Annotated in this window: 20 protein-coding genes; 9 read left to right on the plus strand and 11 right to left on the minus strand. The window is 45.7% G+C overall.

The window, feature by feature from the left end:
• From HJG54_RS15515 to HJG54_RS15530, 4 genes are read right to left on the minus strand one after another with little or no spacing between them, the layout of a single operon-like run.
• On the minus strand, nt 1–858 hold the full coding sequence (locus tag HJG54_RS15515) for an ABC transporter permease (RefSeq protein ID WP_316429767.1): 858 nt from the start codon (nt 856–858) through the stop codon (nt 1–3).
• Nucleotides 845–1,720: an ABC transporter permease gene (locus tag HJG54_RS15520; protein ID WP_316429768.1), complete on the minus strand. Its 876-nt coding sequence runs from the start codon at nt 1,718–1,720 to the stop codon at nt 845–847. Before HJG54_RS15520 ends, HJG54_RS15515 begins: the two co-directional genes overlap by 14 nt.
• Nucleotides 1,720–2,823, minus strand: a complete 1,104-nt coding sequence (locus tag HJG54_RS15525; protein WP_316429769.1) for an ABC transporter substrate-binding protein — start codon at nt 2,821–2,823, stop codon at nt 1,720–1,722. The genes HJG54_RS15520 and HJG54_RS15525 overlap by 1 nt, the downstream gene beginning before the upstream one ends.
• Before the next feature lie 36 nt (nt 2,824–2,859).
• Entirely contained in the window at nt 2,860–4,005 is a 1,146-nt protein-coding gene (locus HJG54_RS15530) for an ABC transporter ATP-binding protein (RefSeq protein ID WP_316429771.1), read from the minus strand.
• Between the two features lie 315 nt (nt 4,006–4,320).
• On the opposite strand from HJG54_RS15530, the gene HJG54_RS15535 reads away from it, so the two are divergent.
• Nucleotides 4,321–5,805 (plus strand): pyridoxal-dependent decarboxylase, encoded by a 1,485-nt coding sequence (locus HJG54_RS15535; protein ID WP_316429773.1) that lies wholly within the window; start codon nt 4,321–4,323, stop codon nt 5,803–5,805.
• Nucleotides 5,802–6,254, plus strand: a complete 453-nt coding sequence (locus tag HJG54_RS15540) for an NUDIX hydrolase (protein WP_316429774.1) — start codon at nt 5,802–5,804, stop codon at nt 6,252–6,254. The genes HJG54_RS15535 and HJG54_RS15540 overlap by 4 nt, the downstream gene beginning before the upstream one ends.
• 31 nt (nt 6,255–6,285) lie before the next feature.
• On the opposite strand, the gene HJG54_RS15545 is transcribed toward HJG54_RS15540, so the two are convergent.
• Nucleotides 6,286–8,448 carry a molybdopterin-containing oxidoreductase family protein gene (locus HJG54_RS15545; RefSeq protein WP_316429776.1) on the minus strand — a complete coding sequence of 721 codons (2,163 nt, stop codon included), beginning with the start codon at nt 8,446–8,448 and terminating at the stop codon, nt 6,286–6,288.
• A 492-nt stretch (nt 8,449–8,940) separates the two neighbouring features.
• Between HJG54_RS15545 and HJG54_RS15550 the strand changes: the two genes are divergently transcribed.
• The 7 genes from HJG54_RS15550 (at nt 8,941) to HJG54_RS15580 (ending at nt 13,818) form a co-directional block, all read left to right on the plus strand.
• The gene (locus tag HJG54_RS15550) at nt 8,941–9,144 is read left to right on the plus strand and encodes a hypothetical protein (RefSeq protein ID WP_316429778.1); all 204 of its coding nucleotides are present in this window, start codon (nt 8,941–8,943) and stop codon (nt 9,142–9,144) included.
• A complete protein-coding gene (locus tag HJG54_RS15555; RefSeq protein WP_316429780.1) occupies nt 9,141–10,577 on the plus strand; it encodes an amidase in 1,437 nt (478 codons plus the stop codon). Before HJG54_RS15550 ends, HJG54_RS15555 begins: the two co-directional genes overlap by 4 nt.
• 52 nt (nt 10,578–10,629) lie before the next feature.
• The gene (gene nthB / locus HJG54_RS15560; RefSeq protein ID WP_316429781.1) at nt 10,630–11,328 is read left to right on the plus strand and encodes a nitrile hydratase subunit beta; all 699 of its coding nucleotides are present in this window, start codon (nt 10,630–10,632) and stop codon (nt 11,326–11,328) included.
• A 69-nt stretch (nt 11,329–11,397) separates the two neighbouring features.
• Nucleotides 11,398–12,024 carry a nitrile hydratase subunit alpha gene (nthA, locus tag HJG54_RS15565; protein WP_316429782.1) on the plus strand — a complete coding sequence of 209 codons (627 nt, stop codon included), beginning with the start codon at nt 11,398–11,400 and terminating at the stop codon, nt 12,022–12,024.
• A 10-nt stretch (nt 12,025–12,034) separates the two neighbouring features.
• On the plus strand, nt 12,035–12,388 hold the full coding sequence (locus HJG54_RS15570; RefSeq protein WP_316429784.1) for a nitrile hydratase accessory protein: 354 nt from the start codon (nt 12,035–12,037) through the stop codon (nt 12,386–12,388).
• A gap of 149 nt (nt 12,389–12,537) precedes the next feature.
• Entirely contained in the window at nt 12,538–13,152 is a 615-nt protein-coding gene (locus HJG54_RS15575) for a HupE/UreJ family protein (protein WP_316429785.1), read from the plus strand.
• A 273-nt stretch (nt 13,153–13,425) separates the two neighbouring features.
• Nucleotides 13,426–13,818: a RidA family protein gene (locus tag HJG54_RS15580; RefSeq protein WP_316429787.1), complete on the plus strand. Its 393-nt coding sequence runs from the start codon at nt 13,426–13,428 to the stop codon at nt 13,816–13,818.
• A gap of 109 nt (nt 13,819–13,927) precedes the next feature.
• On the opposite strand, the gene HJG54_RS15585 is transcribed toward HJG54_RS15580, so the two are convergent.
• From HJG54_RS15585 to HJG54_RS15610, 6 genes are all read right to left on the minus strand, one after another.
• Nucleotides 13,928–15,043, minus strand: a complete 1,116-nt coding sequence (locus HJG54_RS15585; RefSeq protein ID WP_316429790.1) for a phenylacetaldoxime dehydratase family protein — start codon at nt 15,041–15,043, stop codon at nt 13,928–13,930.
• 239 nt (nt 15,044–15,282) lie between these two features.
• The gene (locus HJG54_RS15590) at nt 15,283–15,990 is read right to left on the minus strand and encodes an ABC transporter ATP-binding protein (RefSeq protein ID WP_316429791.1); all 708 of its coding nucleotides are present in this window, start codon (nt 15,988–15,990) and stop codon (nt 15,283–15,285) included.
• A gap of 5 nt (nt 15,991–15,995) precedes the next feature.
• Nucleotides 15,996–16,697 (minus strand): ABC transporter ATP-binding protein, encoded by a 702-nt coding sequence (locus HJG54_RS15595; RefSeq protein ID WP_316429792.1) that lies wholly within the window; start codon nt 16,695–16,697, stop codon nt 15,996–15,998.
• 91 nt (nt 16,698–16,788) lie between these two features.
• Nucleotides 16,789–17,847, minus strand: a complete 1,059-nt coding sequence (locus tag HJG54_RS15600; RefSeq protein ID WP_316429793.1) for an ABC transporter permease subunit — start codon at nt 17,845–17,847, stop codon at nt 16,789–16,791.
• Complete coding sequence (locus HJG54_RS15605) at nt 17,844–18,722, minus strand: ABC transporter permease subunit (protein WP_316429795.1); 879 nt, start codon at nt 18,720–18,722, stop codon at nt 17,844–17,846. The genes HJG54_RS15600 and HJG54_RS15605 overlap by 4 nt, the downstream gene beginning before the upstream one ends.
• A 39-nt stretch (nt 18,723–18,761) precedes the next feature.
• Nucleotides 18,762–20,009, minus strand: a complete 1,248-nt coding sequence (locus HJG54_RS15610; RefSeq protein WP_316429796.1) for an urea ABC transporter substrate-binding protein — start codon at nt 20,007–20,009, stop codon at nt 18,762–18,764.
• Nucleotides 20,010–20,353: the final 344 nt, after the last annotated feature.

Consider the following 20,353-nt stretch of genomic DNA (forward strand, 5'->3'; position numbering starts at 1 on the left):
CTACCGCCTGCTCATGAAGAATTGCGATAGTCCAGATGCTTGCTCCATCGCAGTCATCAGCACCGCCGTCAAAATGACTACAATTCCTGCGATTGCTGCTACTCGAATGTCCAGATTGTTCTCAATCATTGACCACATTTGAATAGGTAACACTTGATTTCTAGCGTCCGACAAAAATAAAGAAACAGTCAAATTGTCAAACGAACTCAAAAATGTAATAAATGCTCCTGTAATCACACCGCGCTGAATTAGAGGGAGAGTCACATGGAAAAACGTGTAGATTTGGGTTGCCCCTAGGCTTGTAGACGCATCCTTTAATGAAGAGCTCAATTGCGACAGACTTGCTAATGTGGTTCTGACAATAAATGGAACGCAAATTACAACATGGCTAATAAGCAGGACGTTGAAATTAATGCCATAACCAATCAAGTTGAAGAAAATTAGGATTCCTAAGCCTACTGCCAGCCCAGGTAGCGCTAGTGGTGACATCACTAAAGTATCCATCGCCTGCACCCACCCAGTTTGACTACTCGCTAGGGCCAAAGCTGCACAGACTCCCAAAACTACGCAGATGACGGTCGTGAGGAATGCTAACTTGAGGCTAGTCAGCGCTGTTTCGTGAATTTCAGGCAAATCTAGCAGAGAAATGTACCACTTCAGCGACAAATCCGATGGCGGAAATCTCAGTGTTTCACCTGCGCCAAAGGATGTAATCAAAACGATTACTGTTGGCAGAGTCAAGAATAATAAACTTGACACAGTAACGCTCCACATCACGCCTGTGAATGACCACTGATCCAACTGCCTCAGATAATCGGGTTTTAGAGGCGATGAATCTGAAAGATTAGGAATGTACATAGGAGCGAGATATCCTATTTAAAACACTCAAACCAATCACAACCGCAATCACTGTAACTAAAAGAACAACCGAGATGGCAGCAGCAAAGTTCCAATCTAGTAAGAGAATTGATTGCTGGTAAATAATATTAGGCATGTACAATACCCGTCCACCACCGATGATTGACGGAGTGACAAAGGCGCTGATAGAAATAGCGAACACCAACAAGCAGCCGGAGATAATACCTGGTAGGGTTAATGGAACAAACACCCAAAGGAAAGTGCGCCACGCTCCCGCTCCCAGACTGATCGAAGCATCCATCAGCCGCATATCAACTCTTATCATGGCAGCCGTCAACGGTAACACCATAAATGGCAGCATAATTTGTGAGAGAGCAATCACAACACCAGTGTGGGTAAATAAAAGGCTCAAAGGCTGATCAATCATGCCTATTGCTCTCAGAAATGAATTGATTAACCCTTCGCGACCCAGAATTACTATCCAGGCAAACGTCCTCACAACGATACTTGTGAGCAGCGGCAACATAATTAGAAACGTGAGAATTGTCTGCCAACGGTTCTCAGCTCGGATGTAGATATATGCTAGTGGATAGCCTAACAGTAGGCAAATCAAGGTACACCAGAATCCTAGGCTGAGGCTGTATCGCCAGATATCCAAGTTGACTGGATCTTGGAAAAATCGTAAATACTGCTCGACGCTAAAGCTGGCTGTATTTGGCTGAGCTTGAAAACTGCGAGCTAGTAGAACAATCAATGGCATGATATAGAACGCAATTAGGAAACCTGCTAGCGGCAAAATTAATTGCTCTTCTGTGAATTTGAGGCTAAAACGCCTTGGGTTGCTCAAATTAACGGTTGTCATTAACCTTTTGTCTCCTTGTTGAAGCGCTCAATCCAAGCATTCTTGTTGGGATTGATCTGTGTCCAGTCGAGGATTTTGATTTCTGCCATTAATTCATCGGCTGATCTCACATTCAGTCGCTCTGCTATTTCTCCGGTGATTTCCACGTCTTTGATTGCTGGACCGAAGAAGTACGGAGCGCTAGAAATCGATTTTTGTACCTCTGGACTCACAGAGGCATTGACCAGCGCAGCAGCCAGCTCAAGTGGAGCAACAGGCTTACTGACAATATTTAGCCCAAACCGAACGCCTGCCAAGCTAGATTCTGGAACCGCCCAATCAATTGATACGCCTTTGCTTTTCAAACGCAGCACATCACTCAAAAACATTGGCCCGATGTCTGCTTCTCCTTGCTGATACAGTGCTGCTAGTGAACCCAGATTGGACGCTACGGCTGCTAGCTTATTCTTGTTCTTACTAATAATCTCGAAAGCCGGATCAATGTTGGACTCACTGCCACCTAGCAAGCGAGCTTGTTCCACCATATACACCATACCAATCACAGCACCAATATTGATTAGTCCTACGCGAGCATCACTATTCGCATCCCACAAATTATTCCAGGATGTTGGTGGTGTTTTGACTCGCTGAGGATTGTAGGCAATCACAATTGGCCAGGCAAACATCATTGGAGCTAACCCGTCTTTGCCTATCATCTCAGGAACTACATTTGCAGAATTCTGGCTTAAGTTCTCTGGAAACTTTTGGATCAGCCCTTCCTGAACTGCAATTTCGTTGTTGCCGTCGTCTAGCAGCACCAAATCGAACGGCGGGTTATTGGGTGATGATCGCAGGCGGGCTAACTGTTCTGATGTCAGTCCAGGCACTAGCTTGAGATCGGCTCCGGTTTGCTGCTTCAATGCAGGAGCCAGAATCTCTTTGTAAATCGTTTCCATTGTGCCCTGGAAACAAGCTGCAACCAGAGTTTGTCCCTGATAAGCCGCTGCCTGAGGAGCAGATGCACTTCCTTGAGACGACTGACGACCATTTGTGCAGGCGGCAAGAATACCCGTTGCTAAACCTGCTGTCAGCACAGTGCGACGCTTAAACAACCGATTACTCATTTGATTTCTCGCAAAATTAAAAAACAACTGACATCACTACGATGCTTCAAAAACAGAGCAAGCTTGAGGGGAGATTAGTTCAAGATATGTTGTCTCACCTGGTTCCAGCAGGCTGACTCCTTTGGTTCTGGGTTGCGTTACCTTAATTTCTGTTCCTGTGGGTGTGTGAAGCTCGTAAACTACGGTTGCTCCTAAAGAAAGCGCCAATTCAACCTTCACTGGCAGCCGACCTCGACCTGGCTCAGTTTGGAATCTCCAACTTTCAGGTCGCACAGCTATTTCTATAGGGCTACCGAGTGCCACCTGCACGTCCGTTTCTACATCAAATATTTGGTCTTCTATGGCAACCAAGCATTCTGAACCAGCGCGTTCTAGTAGTTGTCCTTGCAGTACATTACAAGTGCCGACAAAAGTGCTGACAAAGCGGGTTTCGGGCGAATCGTAGATTTGACTGGGCGTATCAAATTGATGCACAATGCCTTGAGATATGACTGCAATTCGATCCGATAAACTCAAAGCCTCCTCTTGATCGTGCGTGACTAGAACCGTTGTGATACCCCGTTCAACCAGCAGTCGCTTCATCTCGATCTGCATATCGAGCCGCAAGTTTTTATCTAATGCGCTAAATGGCTCATCCAGCAAAAGTAGCTTTGGCTCTACTGCCATTGCTCTAGCTAAAGCAACCCGCTGCTGTTGCCCTCCAGAGAGCTGGCTGGGATAGCGATCGCGAAAATCACTAAGTTTAACTAGATCTAGCATCTCTCCTACCTTGGTTCTGATCTGAGCTTTAGAAGTCTGCTTTGCTCGTAGTCCGTAGGCAACGTTATTCCACACTGTCATATGAGGAAACAGCGCATAATTTTGAAAGACAATTCCAACGCCTCGTTGATTGGGTAGAACTGCCTCAACGTTCTGCCCGTCAATCAGGATTTGCCCAGATGTCGGTGTGTAGAATCCTGAAATTAGACGCAACAATGTTGTCTTACCGCAACCACTTGGCCCTAATAGCGAGATGAACTCTCCTGGATTCACACCTAGATTGACATCTCGCAGGGCAACAGTAGCCCCAAAGTGATGAGAAATTTGTTTGAGCGTTAAGCTATGCCCACAAGACCGCTCTATACCAGAAGGATTCAAATTTGATTTTGCCTGAGGCTCAAACACTAAACGATTAGAAGCCATACCTCCCTTTCTCCAGCAAATTAGAGTGAGCGAGTATTTGAAAAGTGACTGCGTTTTTCCGATGCAATGCCCGTAAGCGCCATGGCAAGCTAGCTCAACGCCTGCCCTTCAAAGCAGCGCACGTAGAAACTGAATAAATAGGCTACGTCTCGACGAACTGCAATTTCCGCTATAGTAGACAAAATGCGTGATTTAAATTGTAATTTTCATCACGAAAGCGAGTTTTTCTTTTATAGTGAAATTGCTTGATTAAGAAGAATATTACGAGAAACTAATTAACGAAAAACAGTCAGCCAATGATTATGAGGATTTTCAATGATGGAGCGTTTGCAACTTCCGATTACTGCCTTTATTGATCCGATTGGAACTAACCGTCACGAGATTGAGGCACTCGCTCAGCAAGTCTTGACACGGTTACTGACTCACTTGAGCTATGCAGGCGATCGTTCCGCTTTACCGTCTTGGAAAGAATCGCCTCTTCCGGCTGAAATTGAGATTGCAAATTTTGCAAGTATTCCTGACCTACCAGTTGAGGCGGCGCTGCTGCTTGATCAGCTTGATCAGATCTTGGCAGCTTCTATGAACGCCGCTAACCCCAGATACATCGGGCATATGGACTCTATGCCCACGACATTCTCGATGTTCGGCGATTTAATTGCTTCTGCAATCAACAACAATATGCTCAGTGTGGAAATGTCTCCCGTCTTCTCACGTTTGGAGCCGCTGCTGCTTAAACAGTTTGCCGCTATTTTTGGCTTGGGTGAGTCAGCAGGCGGCGTTCTTCTAAGCGGCGGCACATTAGCAAACCTGCAAGCTTTAGCAGTGGCAAGAAATATCAAATTTCAGGCACTTCAAAAAGGTATTGTTGGGCTGGATAAACAACCTGTTCTATTTGCCTCTGAGGTGGCGCATACTTCATTGCAAAAGGCAGCCATGCTGCTGGGCTTGGGGACGGATGCGGTGATTCGTGTACCAATCAATCAAAACTCTCAGATGTCGATTGCTGCATTGCAGGAACAAATTGAGCGAGCAATCGACGCAGGTCAAGAACCTTTTTGCGTAGTTGCAACAGCGGGAACAACTACCACCGGAAATATTGATCCGATCAATGAGATTTATCAAATAGCTCAAGCTCATCAGCTTTGGTTCCATGTTGATGCTGCTTACGGCGGCGCTTTGATGTTTTCTCCTCAATACTGCCAGAAGCTCACAGGGATCGAGAACGCAGACTCAATTACATTCAATCCACAGAAGTGGCTTTATGTTGCAAAGACCTGTGTAATGATTCTGTTCAAACATTTCAGCTCTCTTAAAACAGCTTTTCAGATTCAGGCTCCCTATATGAAGAGTGCAGCAGATTTAACAAATCTAGGTGAGATTAGCGTTCAGGGTACCCGTCATGCGGATGTACTCAAGCTATGGCTGTCAATGCAGCATCTAGGAAGACATAGCTATGCTCAATTAATCAACGAAAGCTACAGGCTGACGCAATTTTTTGTGGAAGAGATTAGCAAGCGATCATTCTTGGAATTAGCTAGCTTACCTGAGATGAACATCATCTGCTTCCGAGGCGTTCCTGTTCATGTTGCGCCAGAGCATTGGGATAATTGGAATACTAAATTACAAACCTACTTGGGTCGAACCCAGAATACTTTTCTCTCTCTACCGCTCTATCAGGGACAACGTTGGCTGAGGGCGGTTTTGTTGAATCCTTATACCGATCAGACGCAGATTCTTGAGTTGTTTGAAGCAGTTGATACATTTTTTAGTTGTAATTACAAGTCGGGAGAGCATCCATGAGCTATGTGAAAGAACTTCGAGCAATTGTTGGGCATCGTCCGCTCATTTTAGCTGGAACCGTTATTCTAGCGGCTGATCAGTTTAATAAGCTCCTGCTACATCGAAGGAGTGATAACGGAACTTGGGGACTGCCAGGTGGCTTTCTAGAACTAGGTGAATCAATGGAAGCAGCAGCAAGACGCGAGTTCTGGGAGGAGACAGGGCTGGCTCTTGGGAAGCTAACGTTGTGGCGCGTGTTTTCAGGTGGGCAGTTCTTCCATCAGTATCCCAACGGCGATCAAGTATTCAATATTATCAATGCTTATACGGCGCAAGATTTTCAAGGTGAACTACGAATAGACCACACAGAAAGTCTAGAACTCTGTTTTTTCTCAGTGCATGGACTCCCTGATAACGTCAACCCGTTGATTCAACCAATCTTGAATATGTTCGTAGATGAGTTTTGTTAGAGTCTAATCGATGTAGATTAGATCCTTTGATTTAGCAATTTCTACGAGCTAAAATCACTTCAACTAGCGTGTCTGAGACGGCTGCGGCTCTGCCTAGATCGGCAAAAACTGACGAAGCAACTGCGTTGAGCGAGCTATTTGAGTGGCTGAGTTTACGCCAGTGCCCTAGTGATGCCACAACTACTCCAGGCTGTACCTCGTTACCGACATGGGCGATCACTTCAAACGCGCCACGATCGTTGAATACTTTCACCAGTTGCCCATGTTCAATACTACGATGAGCAGCATCTTCAGGATGGATAAACACTCGCGGCGCACCTTCCATGCGTTTGTGCTTGGGTAAATTACCATAGCAGGAATTGATAAAAGCGTGAGACTTTGCCGAGATTAGGTTGAGCGGATAACGACTGGCTCGCTCTGGATCAGATGGGCAGGATTCGCGTAGCGGGGTGTAGTTTGGTAGAGGATCAAGCGGCTCGCCAGACTGCATCTCGGTGTAGCCCTGCCGCAAGAATGGCATGACAAAATTACCCTGTAATGCCTTTGAGGAGAAGAACTCACATTTTCCAGAAGGTGTTGCAAAGTTACCTGCGGCATGGGGAGTTGGATCGATGTGCAGCTTCACAAATCCCTGTTGCTTAATCAACTCTAAATCAACCCCTTGCAGAGTTGGAGATGACCAGTCGATCGCTTTTTGAATCAGCTCTTCATCCGTCAGCTTGAAATGCTCTTCTTCAAATCCCATGCGAGCTGCCAGTTTTCTGAATAACTTAGCGTTAGGAATCGCTGCTCCGATAGGTGGGATAGCAGGCAGGTTAGCAGTGAGATAAAGCTGCCCCCAGGAGTACATCAAATCAAATTGTTCAATCTGAGTTGTGGCAGGCAGCACAATATCCGCAAAATCAGCCGTATCGGTCATAAACTGTTCGCTGACAATTGTAAATAAATCATCACGCTGTAATCCTGCAACGATTTTTTCCTGCTCTGCGATCATCACCAAAGGATTGCAATTGTAGACAAAGAGCGATTTGATTGGAGGATTCAGCTCTAGTTCTCCTGTAAGAGCAGCACCCAACTGCCAGAGATTGATCACTCTTGTGCCTGGTTTGATAAAATCGGGTCTTTGAATTGCATTCCACTGGATCGGAAAAGCCCAATTCGTCACCTGAAGAAATCCTCCTCCCAAGTGCCGCCATGCACCAACTAAAGCAGGCAAACAACAAATGGCTCGCACCGCCTGCCCGCCGCCTGCCTGACGCTCAAGCGCCACTCCAATTCGGATCACAGCAGGCTGAGCTGTTGCATATTCTTGCGCCAATCTGATGATATCTTCAACAGAAACTCCAGTAATTTTAGCAACTCGCTCTGGCGGAAACTCTCGCGCTCGCGCCTTTAACTGCTCGTAGCCAATTGTATATTTTTCAACATAATCAGTATCGATTAGATCCTGTTGAATTATCACATGCATCATGCCTAGCGCCAGTGCCCCATCGGTTCCAGGACGCACAGAGATATGCCAGTCTGCCTGTTTTGCGGTGCGCGTCTGAAACGGATCGATGACGACTAATTTCGCACCTTGTTTTCGGGCTTCAGAGATAATTGGCCAGAGATGTAGATTCGTACTGATCGCATTGCAGGCCCACAGAATGATATATTTGGCATGAATAAACTGCTCAGGATCAGTACCTGGAGTTGCGCCAAAGGTCATGAAGTAAGCGGTGCGAGTGCCAGAATTGCAGAGAGTTCGCTCGCTCACAGATGCACCTAGTCGATTGAAGAAAGCATCTCCAGAGGCAATACCGTTCAGGATGCCCTGCTGCCCCAGATAGTTACAGGAGAGAATTGCTTCTGAGCCGTAATCAGCGATGATTGACTCGAAACGCTCGGCAATTTCATCTAAAGCCTCATCCCAGCTAATCTGCTGAAATCGTCCGCAGCCTTTAGGTCCAACTTGCCGCAGCGGATAGAGAATTCGATCAGGGCTGTAGACTCGATGGAGGTACTTATCTACTTTGCCGCAGAGTGTGCCTTTTGTATAAGGATAGTCCGCATTGCCGCTCACGCTAATCGCTGAACCGTCTTGAACTGTCGTCAGCATTGCACAAGTATCGGGACAGTCATGCGGGCAAGCTCCTTTTATTACCGTTTTACCCGCAGAGATTGTGTTATCCAAAGTTTCAGCAGTTTCAGTCATGCTCTAACTAAACATTTTGCAGATGCGAATTATTCCACTATAAAGGAACGACTACACGGTGTCTATCAGCATTTTTGTGAAAGCGAGCCAGAGATTTTTCCTTTAGAAATAGCCGAGTGTCAATTCACAGTTACAACACAAAACGTTGTGAAACTACAATTTGCAGCTTTTTTAGGTTTGCTGAAGCCATCAACTCCCTGTTTAGGTTGCTTTAGATCAAAGCTCTCGCTTTGTACAGCGAGATTCTAGCTATCAATGGAAGCCAATTCAACACTTGGACTCGTTCGCTATAGAGGAAAAAATTGATGATTCTGTATTAAGAAACACATTTTTAAAATGGCGCTACCTTTACTCTAATGCTCAGGAATATGTCGGCTGCAATTAAATATGCTGATGAATTTGGAAGATGCCAGGATCAGGGTAGCGTTATGGTTTCATGGCTACCTTACAGCGATTTAGCAGTGCCTATTTCGAGAAATTGGGAGGTGAAAATTGTTAGAGCGTGTACCCGTTCAGGCGAACACTCTTCAAAGCATCGCATCTGAGTTGATCGGGGTGCCGATTAGCGCAGATCTAGCAACAGAGCATGTAGCGGTAATTGAGAACTTCATGCGCGATGTCGAGAAACTACGAGCGTTGCCGATCAAAGAGATTGTGCCGCCGCTTGTCTTCATCCCTGAGGAGGACAAACGATGACCAACATCACTGATATTAGTATTGCTGAACTAGGAGAATTGCTCAGAGAACGTAAAGTCTCTCCGGTTGAATTAACACAAGAATACTTCAAAAATATTCACCGACTCAACAGCACAGTCAATGCATTCGTAACGTTAACTGAGGAGTCTGCACTCGCAGAAGCCAGACAAGCTGAAGTAGAGATTGCCAGAGGACAATATCGCGGGCCGCTGCACGGCATTCCGATTGCCCACAAAGATATCTATTGCACGGATGGTGTACTGACGACCTGTTGCTCTAGCGTTCTAGCGGATTATGTGCCAGACTACAATGCCACAGTTGTGCAGCAGTGGAAACAAGCTGGGGTAATCATGCTAGGCAAGCTGAACACCCATGAGTTTGCTTACGGTACTCGCAACACCAGTTCTAGCTATGGGCCGGTACGCAACCCTTGGGATATTTCGAGGCACACTGGTGGCTCAAGCGGTGGCTCAGCGGCAGCCGTGCTGTTGGCGATGTGTGCTGGAGCAACGGGATCTGATTCTGGTGGCTCAATTCGGATGCCTGCTGCTGCCTGTGGCATCACTGGATTAAAGCCGACGTTTGGGCTGGGTAGCCGTCATGGGGTGTTCCCGCTCATGTGGACGATGGATCATCCTGGCCCAATGGGGCGCACGGTACTTGATTGTGCCCTCATGCTTCAACCAATGGCGGGCCACGATGCGAATGATCCCACCACGGCGATTCGCAAATACCCCGACTTCACGGTTGGAATTAAGCATGGTGTTCAAGGATTACGAATTGGCGTTGCAAGACGCTATTTCTACGACTATGCTGATCCAGAGATTGAGGCAACCGTTCTTGATGCAGTTAAAGTGCTGGAGCGACTTGGCGCAATTGTTGTTGATGTAGATATTGAACATATCGAACATGCTGGAACTGCTTCAGGAGTGCTACATTTTGCTGAGGCTGCGGCGTACCATGACGACACCTATATGTCATCTCCAGAACTGTTTACGCCCGAAACTCGCCGCAATCTGGAACTCGGAAACTATATCCTGGCAAAAGACTATCTTCACGCCCAGCGCTATCGTCGTTTGCTGGGACTGAGCTTCCAAAAAGTGTTTCGAGAGGTTGATCTGATTGCAACCCCAACGATTCCCTTGGTCGCTTCAAAAATTGAGGAAGAGATTGTCAATCTGCGTGGTGTACCTCGCTCAGTACACCTTTCGATGTTGCATAATACAGAGCCTTGTGACTTAACTGGGCTACCAGCTCTATCGCTGCCTTGCGGCTTTTCTTCGCAGCGTCTGCCGATTGGATTGCAGTTGATCGGTCGTCCTTTTGAGGAATCTCTGATCCTTCGTGCAGGTTATGCGTTTGAGCAAGCAACTGATTGGCATCAGCAGCGCCCTGCAATCATGAGCGAAAAATTTGATGCCGTTGCTGTGTAATGGCAATGTAACGGGCTGAGTACATGAATTTAATTAGGCAAAGGAGAAATGTATGAATGGCCCACATGATGTTGGCGGACATCACGGATTAGGTGCAATTCCGCTTGAGGAAAACGAGCCAGTCTTTCACTATGCTTGGGAAGGTCGGATGTATGCCCTAGCGTTTGTGACAGCCATCAATGGTTTCCACACGATTGATGAAAAGCGGTATGCGATTGAACAGCTAGATCCTGCTTTTTATCTAGGCTCAGGATACTACGAGCGCTGGATGCAAGGAATCGAGAATATCTTGTACCAGAAAGGTATTTTAACGCAGGCAGAGATGGAGCAACGAACTCAAGAGATTAAAGCGGGCACTGCTGCCCCGTTGCCACCATCGCCTCCAGAGCGCAGCGCATTCGCTCAAAAAATGCTGGATCTGATCAAGAACGGCAACTCGACCAAGCGCGAATTAGCAACTCCTCCTCAATTCAAGATTGGTGACACGATTCTCACCAAAAATATTCATAGTCGTGGGCATATCCGTTTACCAAACTATGCTCGCGATAAGGTAGGAGTGATTGCAGGATATCACGGAGCTTTTGCTTTACCTGAGAAGCTAGCTCAAGGCGCAGGAGCAGCAGATGAAGCACCAACGCATCTATATCTTGTACAGTTCACGCAAGAGGAGCTTTGGGGAGAACAAGCCGAATCGCCTCAAGATAAGCTTTTCCTCGATCTGTTTGAGTGCTATATCAAGCCAGTCTCCTGAGATGCAGTGTTTGCAAAAGCATTCAAAAACTCTCCAAATCGGCAAAATTGAAGAAAAAAGAGGTATTGTATGAGTAACGATCACGATCATGATCATGGGCACTATTGGTCAGAGCCTTCAGAGAATGATGCGCGGGTCAGAGCGCTTGAATCATTGTTGATTGAAAAAGGCTTCCTCACTTCTGATGCCGTTGACGCAGTTGTATCAACATTTGAGCAAGACATTGGCCCAATGAACGGGGCCAAAGTGGTGGCGAAAGCTTGGGTTGATCCAGCATTTAAGCAATTCTTGCTACAGGATGCGACAGCAGCGCTAGCGACGATGGGCTATACGGGTTTGCAAGGTGAGCACATGGTAGCTGTGGAAAACACGCCTACAGTTCACCATGTGATTGTCTGTACCCTGTGTTCCTGCTATCCCTGGCCGCTGCTGGGCATTCCGCCAAATTGGTACAAGCAGCCCCAGTATCGGGCGCGGGTTGTGCTGGAACCTCGAAAAGTGCTGCAAGAGTTCGGATTAGAATTAGATGACTCTGTTGAGGTCAAAGTGTGGGATACTAGCGCTGAAATTCGCTACATGGTAGTTCCAGAGCGTCCGGTAGGCACAGAACATATGAGTGAAGCAGAGTTAGCGCAGCTTGTCACTCGCGATGCCATTATTGGCGTTGCTAAGGTCAAATCACCCACTCTAGCGTAAGGAGAACCTGATGACAGCGAAATTAGATGAATCAATTACGACCATGCAAGGCGTTGCTGCGATTCCACGTCAAAATGGTGAACCCGTCTTCACTGCGCCTTGGGAAAGTCGCGCTTTCGGCATGGTGGTGGCGCTTTGCAATCAGGGTAAATACCCTTGGGACGATTTTAAGGAACGATTGATTGCGGAAATTAAAGTGGCGGACTGCAAGCAGGAGCAGATCAGCGAAGCTGAGTTTCATTACTACGAATATTGGTCTACTGCCTTTGAGAAACTTTTGATCTCTAAAGGAATTTTGACTAAAGCGGAAATTCAAGCCCGAAAAGCAGAGTTTAGGGCGGGCGAGCGACAAGAGGTTTTTTAGACGCACAACATCATAAAGCATTTAGCTGAATTGAAAAACTATTCGCTGCTCATATATATTGAGCCAGCCGCAATCATCACTTCATCTTTTCTGTGAGATTTTCTATGTTGAATCTTTGGCGAGCTAATTCTCGTTGGAGTAGGCGATTTTTGACAATCGCTGCTCTAAGTTGTTTAGTGCTACTAGGCTTTAGCAAAGCAGCGCAAGCACATCACGCAATGGGAGGAAATCTTCCGTCTAATTTTTTGGAAGGGTTTCTATCTGGTCTAGCTCATCCAGTAATTGGATTAGATCATCTAGCATTTGTCGTGGCAATTGGCATACTTTCCGCTGGACGAGTACGTGCTTCTCTAATTCCGATCACCTTTGTTTTAACCGCAATGTTTGGAACAGGAATCCATTTGTTGAGCGTTGATCTTCCTGTTGTTGAACCAATAATTGCTCTTAGCATCTTAGTTATAGGAGCAATCTTAGCATTTAACTCAGAAATCAGATTCTTGGTTCTGCTATTGCTAGCTGGAGTGGCAGGTTTATTTCATGGCTATGCCTATGGTGAATCAATTATTGGCTCTGAGATGACTCCATTATTTGCCTATTTGACAGGTTTCACACTGATCCAATACGGAATCGCTCTGCTGTCCATGAAGCTCAGCAGTATCTTGGCTCAGCGCGACTCCAAAAGCCTGCCTCAGATTAAACGTTGGTGGGGATATGGGATTGCTATAGCTGGGCTATATTTCTTGACGATTGCACTGACTTCATAGATGCAGCGTTCTATCTGGACTTGTTCGAGTAAATAGCTCAATCAGCAGCTAGCTGGCTCCTCAACTACTAGGAGCCAATTTTCATTTGACTGCATAGACAACCGTAAGCGCTGAAGCTGAAATAGGCTTGCCGACCACTATCAGTGTAGGAAGCCGCATAAACCTCTCTATGAATAATTCCGCCATAGTGTAAGAATTCAAACTCTTGCTGAGCAATAAAAGCATTTTTCCACTATAGTAGACGAAGTTGATTTGCATTTAAGCGCATAATCTATGACTCGAACAATTATTCGCACCGATGCTGCTCCTGCCCCAGTCGGCCCTTACAACCAAGCAATTGCCATTAATGGAATGTTATTTGTTGCAGGACAATTCGCCCTTGATCCACAAACAGGTGATCTGGTAGGCGAAGAGAATGTTGGCAAACAAACAGAGCAGTCAATCTCCAATCTCAAAGCAATTCTGGCATCAGCAGGAGCAGGACTGGAGGATGTGGTCAAAACTACAGTTTTCCTAGCCAATATGGACGACTTTGCAGCGATGAACAAAGTTTACGCCCAGTATTTTGAGGAGGCTACTGCACCAGCTCGCATCTGCGTAGAAGTATCGCGACTGCCAAAAAACGCTTTGGTGGAAATTGACTGTATTGCTGTAGTATCAGCATAAATGCTTCATACTCTCATCTTTGATGTTTATATTCTTCTCCTAATAATGCAAATGCCCCGCTAATAGCAGCGGGGTTCTCTATTCAAACATGCCAATCACTCAGCGCTTTTTACCGTGAAGCAATAGGAACAGCGATGGATTGCTTGGTTTGCTCGTTAGTGAAATAGGGTAGGAAGCCAGTTGTGGGACTGCAATTCACATATTCTGCCTGCATGTGACCTTTAGGCAGCACTGAGGTTTCGTGCCACAGTGCTAGCTCCAGCTCCTCTTGGCTATGATGTTCAATCATTTGGTTAAACATGCCATAAATGGCTTGATGAGTCGGATGGGATTCTGCCCAATGCTCTAAGTGCGCTAGAGACAGAAAAAATAACGTACCGCAGGTTTTGTCTAATGGCTCTCCTGCTAACGTCACTTCGCGAATATAGCGACAGGAGATGCAGCCTGTCTCGACTGGGTTTGCCAAAATATATTCCATGCCTCGACGTAGGGAAGGTTCCACCTTTTGCAGATAGGTCTGTCGTTGCTCAGCTCCGGTCATGATCAAATCTTGAGCTGATCGCACATGGCAAACATTTGCTGGAGCAGTGAGTTTGATCTGGTAGCCTTTGGTTTCTTGTATCTTAGGACTAGGTAAAGTTTCGCCGAGTGAACTGCTAAAGTCATTTGTTGTCGAAGCTGGAATTCGATCGCGTGCCGCTCCCCAGTAATCATGAACTTCTGTCACCTCACGCTGAAGGAAATGCATACAGCCGTGATCGCGATCGGCTTGCTGAATTGTTTCAATATGGTTAGTTGGAATAATGGCAAGTTCACGCCAGTAGCCGAACGAATCGTCAGCTTGAGGGCTAGACCACCATTGATCGACTTCTGGCTGAGCAATCCAGCGTTGATAAGTGTCGTAATCGTCCCAATAGGCAAAAAAGACCCAGTTGCGATTTCCATCTAGATCGTCATAAACACCGCAGTCCAAATGGCGAGGTGCATTTGGTAAGCTAAACCAGGCTCGCATCTGGTCTAATTTGGCAGGGACACGACTGGTTGAGAAAGGATCAGTCCAACTGATTGGGTTCTGCTGTGGTTCTGCTGCTTGAACGACTTGAAAACCCAACTGTAAATAGATGAGATGGGTCATGCTTTTCGGAAACACTGCTGTCCAAGCTGCACAAGCAGGAACATGATTCACTGGATATTTTTGGGGCTGTAAGGATTCGCCTTCAATCATGTTGAATTCTCCAAATGCGATTGAGCTTTCGATCGTTGTTTGAGTGAAGCAATCATTTGTTGCTTGACCTGCTCTGCCCATGCTTCAAAATTGAGATTCTCAAAACGAGCAGAATTGGCTGATACGTTGTCCTTTGTGAAGAAGCTTTCAAACTGAATGTAATCTGCGCTCTCGATAGAACGCTTTTTAGATCTCAAATGTCTCTTCATGCAAGGTGTTGAATGCAAAGATGGTTACATCTAGATAGCTAAGAATTTAATCAGTTGCTGCTGATCAGCTAGCTCAGATCGCTCTAAACTAGCCACAATATTTCCCTTATCCATGACGTAGCAGCGATGAGCAATGTGCTGAATTAAATCAAGATTTTGTTCAACTAGAAGCACGGTCAGCTCGATCTCTCGATTGATTTGCTCAATGATACTGCCAATTTGAGCAACAACATTCGGCTGCACACCTTCTGAAGGTTCGTCTAGCAGCAGTAAATCTGGCTGACCAATTAAAGCTCTGGCAATTGCTAGCATAGATTGCTCTCCCCCACTCATTGTCTCCGCTTTTTGACTCTGCCGCTCCTGTAAGCGAGGGAAGTAGCTGTAAGCTGACTGAGGCGATTTGTTTTGATTGATGTTGGAATGACTATTGATCAGCTTTCCTATCAGCAAGTTTTCTTCAACTGATAGCTTAGGAAAAATCCCTCGCCCTTGAGGGACATAGCCAATTCCTAAACGCGCTCGCTTGTATGCCTCTAGAGAAGTGATCTTATGATCTTTAAAGTAAATATTGCCAATCAGAGGCTTGATCAAACCAATCACTGACTTAATTAGCGTTGTTTTACCAACTCCATTGCGACCAATAATAGCAACAATTTCGCCAGGATGGACTTCAATGTTGATATTGCGTAAAATGACAGTCTTGCCATATCCAGCCGATAAGTCTTTTGTAATCAGCATTGTATCTATCCTTTTCCCAGGTAGATCCGAATCACGTCCTCACGCTGCTCAATTTCCGCTAGTGTGCCTTCGGCAAATATTTCACCGTAGTGCAACACTGTTACCCGTTGAGCAATTTGGCGAACGAATTCCATATCATGTTCAACTACTAGAATCGTCATACCTTGTTCATGAAGTGCCTTAACGATTTCACCAGTGACCCGCGTTTCATCAGGTCCCATACCCGCTGTAGGTTCGTCTAATAGCAGCAGACTAGGCTGGGTCGAAAGCGCCATTCCCAACTCTAACCACTGTTGCTGACCGTGAGACAGGTTTTTCACTAAAACATTTGCTAAACCATCTAAGCAGACAAGTGAAAGCAGACGATTAATTTCTTCGTACTGATCTAATTCAAGATAATTCTGAGCTGCAATTCGCATATTAGTGCGAACTGTAAGATCGCTATACACACCAGGAATTTGCATCTTGATGCTCAAACCATGCCGCGCTCGTCGCCATATTGGCCATTGGGTGATATCCTGTCCTTTGAAGAGAACTTTGCCGCTTGTCACTGGATAAACGCCAGTCAACAACTTGAAGATTGTGCTTTTACCCGCTCCATTAGGACCAATCAAGCATCGTAACTCGTTGGGCTGCACCGTCAAATTGATAGTGTTAACTGCGTGAAAGCCGCCAAATCGTTTACATACAGACTGCAATTGCAGCATAGGTGAACGCTGATCTCTGGATGCTAAGTCAGAGCTGTGCTGTACTGTTTCCATAAAAGCTAGATCTGTGCAGATTGAGTCTGTCCGAAGCTCAGGAAGCGGATTTAGAGGAAAATAGCAGGTGATCAGCCCATTGAAATAATGAAGCCATGAATCCTTGAGGGCCGAATAAAGTCGCTAGAGTCAAGAGCAAACCTAGAATTAGCAGCGCATATTGATCACCATGAATTGCCAAAGTTTGAGAAAACCAGAGAATAATCAAACTGGCAATCATAGAAGCAGTCAGATTCTTTCGTCCTCCTGCTGCAACTAGAATGACTGGCAAAGCTGCATTATCAAGCCCCATTGATGAGGGCGTGATGTACCCTCCCCAGACAACATAGAGAACACCACTCAAAGCCGCCAAGCAGCCACCTAAAGCAAAGATCTGACATTGCATCAGACGAACGTTGTAGCCCAGCGTTTCAGTTCTGACTCTGTTTTCTCGCAGCGCCATCAGTCCGTAACCAAATCGAGATTGTAGCAGCCATCTGAGGAACAAATAAACAGACATTAGCAGCAGCAAAACAAGGTAGAACAGGCTTGCTCCAGTCAACGCAAATTTACCGATCGCTAGAGGCGGAATTGCATTCATTCCATTAAAGCCACCCAATGCAGCCTTGCCGACTCGCCATTCAGAACCAGCAGTTTGTGCCATGAATGTCTCTAAAACCAAAGTAAAGGCTAACATCAGCAGGCTCACAAAGTGGTCATTGACTCCACCGTAAAACATAAAATAGCCAAGAATGCCAGCGATTATACCGCCAGTCAGTATTGCAATTGCCGCAGCAGCGAATGTAAAGCTGGGCTGAGTGACGTTGAGTGTCAAAATTCCATAGAGGTAGCCTCCTATTCCGAAAAAGGCAGTTTGTCCGAAGCTGAGAATGCCGCCAAACCCCCAAATCAAGCAAAGACTGAGTGACAAGAAGATGAATGCATTGAAGTAGATGAAATTCAGAATCTGGTACTCAGATATGAACAAAGGTAAAAGAAGCAAAGCGACAAAGAAGATGAGTGCTGCTAAATTCTCAGCATTCCAACGAATTCGCCTTATTCTACAAAGAATGCTGCTTGCCTTATTCTTGATAGAGGTATTCTCAATGATCGTCATGCCTTGCTAGCCCTCCACCGTTCAACCAGCCCTGATAGACCGTAGGGCAGTATACGAATGACTACGATTGTTACTAAAAGCAAGCCTACACGAGCGACAAAGCTACCGTAAACACTTGATAAGATGGTGCTAATGCCACCCAAAGCAATAGCAGCAAGCGAAGTTCCAACCAGCAGATTTGCTCCACCGACAATCACCGTGACAAATGCTTCAACAACGAAGCCAGCACCAAACTTTGGAATGATTGAAGCTGTTGGTGCATAGAGTCCACCTGCGAATCCAGCAAGAGCTGATCCAATCGCAAAGATTGCTGTATATACTCGCGAAGTGTTAACTCCCATCGCTTGAGCGATTTCAGCATTCTGCGTTGTCGCTCTTGCCCACAAGCCAAACTGAGTGTGCATCAGCAGAAAGTAGAGTAGCCCAATCGCTGCAACCGCACATAGCCCCAGTACTAATCTGTACCAGGAGTAGGAGGACTGCCCTAAACTGAACGAACCAAGCGGTGTTTGTAAACCTGGAATCGATGAACCAAGTAGAATCAGCACTCCCTGACTCATAAGTAACCCAATTCCCCAAGTTGCAACAACAGAGTCTAAAACTCGCTCATACAAACGGCGGATAATTAACCGCTCGATTGCTGCGCCATATATTCCAACTACTAAAGCAGAAACTAAAATAGCCAGCGGCAGGGGTATATATTTGCCCGCTAATGTTGTGGTGTAAGCACCTAGCATAATGAACTCACCGTGAGCTAGATTGATCACACCTGTCATGCCAAAAATTACAGCAAGCCCTAAAGCAGAGAGAAGCAGAAAAGCAAAGCTTTCAATAAATTGATAGAAGCCGCTAAAAATACTGAATTCTAACTCCATTTGCTTCTCCTGAGTAGATACCTTGAATGCTATTGCCAATTAGCTTGGCTCATATTGAGTGCTTTCAGGTCTGTTGGGTAGATCGCATCCTTTTTCTTTGGAGAGCCAATCTGGAGCTACAGCATCAAAAACTTTGGGAAACGTAATGTTATGTTGAGCATCAGATTTGACTAGATGAATGGGCAAAATCGCATTGTGGGTTTTGGGATCGATCGTCACTTTCCCGCCTGGCCCGTCAAAACTAATACCAGTTTCTAAAGCCTTTCGTACTGCTGCCTTTTCGACTGTACCAGCCTTCTTTACTCCTTCCGCCCATAAATACACTCCTATATACTCATCTGCGGCTAGTGCACCAATATAAGGATCATCTGGAAACTTAGTACGCCATTTCTGCACGAAGGCTTTGCTAGCAGGGGTATCCAGTTCTTCCATATAGTTGGTTGTGACGTACATGTCTTCCATTGCCGGCGCTGGAATCCGTTTATGTTCGTAGGCGGCTGCCATCGTCACATTACTACCCATTGGTACTCTGAGTCCTGCGGCAACACGCTGTTGATAGAACGACGATTGCTTCGCTCCGATCAAAATAGTCATTAGAAAATTTGGCTTGGCTTTCTGGATGCGCTCGATTGTAGAGCTAAACTGAGAAACATCCAGCGGAATAAATTCCTCACCAATGATTTGTCCGCCATTTTTCTCGGCGGTTGCCCGTATCCATTTAGCTGTAATCTGTCCAAAATTATAGTCGGCTGCAATGGTATAAATTCTTGAACCGTACTGTTTGATCATCTCTGGAATCAGGGTGGTAATCTGCTGATCACCTCCTGGCCCAGTTATAAACGTATTAGCACTGCAAACACCTCCCTCGTATTCATTGTTGTAGAAGTAGAGCATTCCATACTGCTCCATAATTGGTCTAATCGCTTCTCGCGAGGCGCTGGTAAATGCACCATGAATTACATCAACTTTGTCCTCTAAGATGAGCTTACGCGCTAGTTCCTGATAACGGCGGTTGTCAGATTGAGTATCGTACGAGATTAGTTCAAGCTGCTTGTCTAACAAACCACCGTTTTTGTTGATTTCCTCGATTGCTAACTGGGCTGCGTGATATTTTTGAATCCCCAATACCGCAAAGTCACCAGTTTGGTCTTGTAGCTGACCAACTTTAATTGTAGTGCTATCAGACTGCTCTCTACCTGAGCGAGTACAAGACGGCAACAATCCGATTCCCAACCCCAAACCACCCAAGAGAATAGATAAACTTGCTCTGCGTGTGTAACGATCCACCTCAGCACTCCTTGAAGATTTAGCAGTTGAAGACCAGCAAGAAATCTGCCTACAAAAGTTCAAATAACAATCAATGCTGAAGATGATAAATCTCCGCCTGAATACACTTCCTCTCTACCAGGAAATTCTTAAGAACTACTCAAATCATTACTATGGCAGCAGATCTTTGAACCTTAGCAAATTTCAAGAATTGACTCAAATTTCACTATAGAGGAATTATTGCTTTGATTTGTATTAAAAAAAACATTTTTCACGAATTAATTTGCGAATTGCAGAGAAGATTCCTTTATAGAAGACAGAGAGCAAGGTGCAAAGCACCAACAGAATTTTAGTTTTTCACCAGA

It is taken from the genome of Leptolyngbya sp. NK1-12, from assembly GCF_032598965.1.
Classification (GTDB): Bacteria; Cyanobacteriota; Cyanobacteriia; order Elainellales; family Elainellaceae; genus Elainella.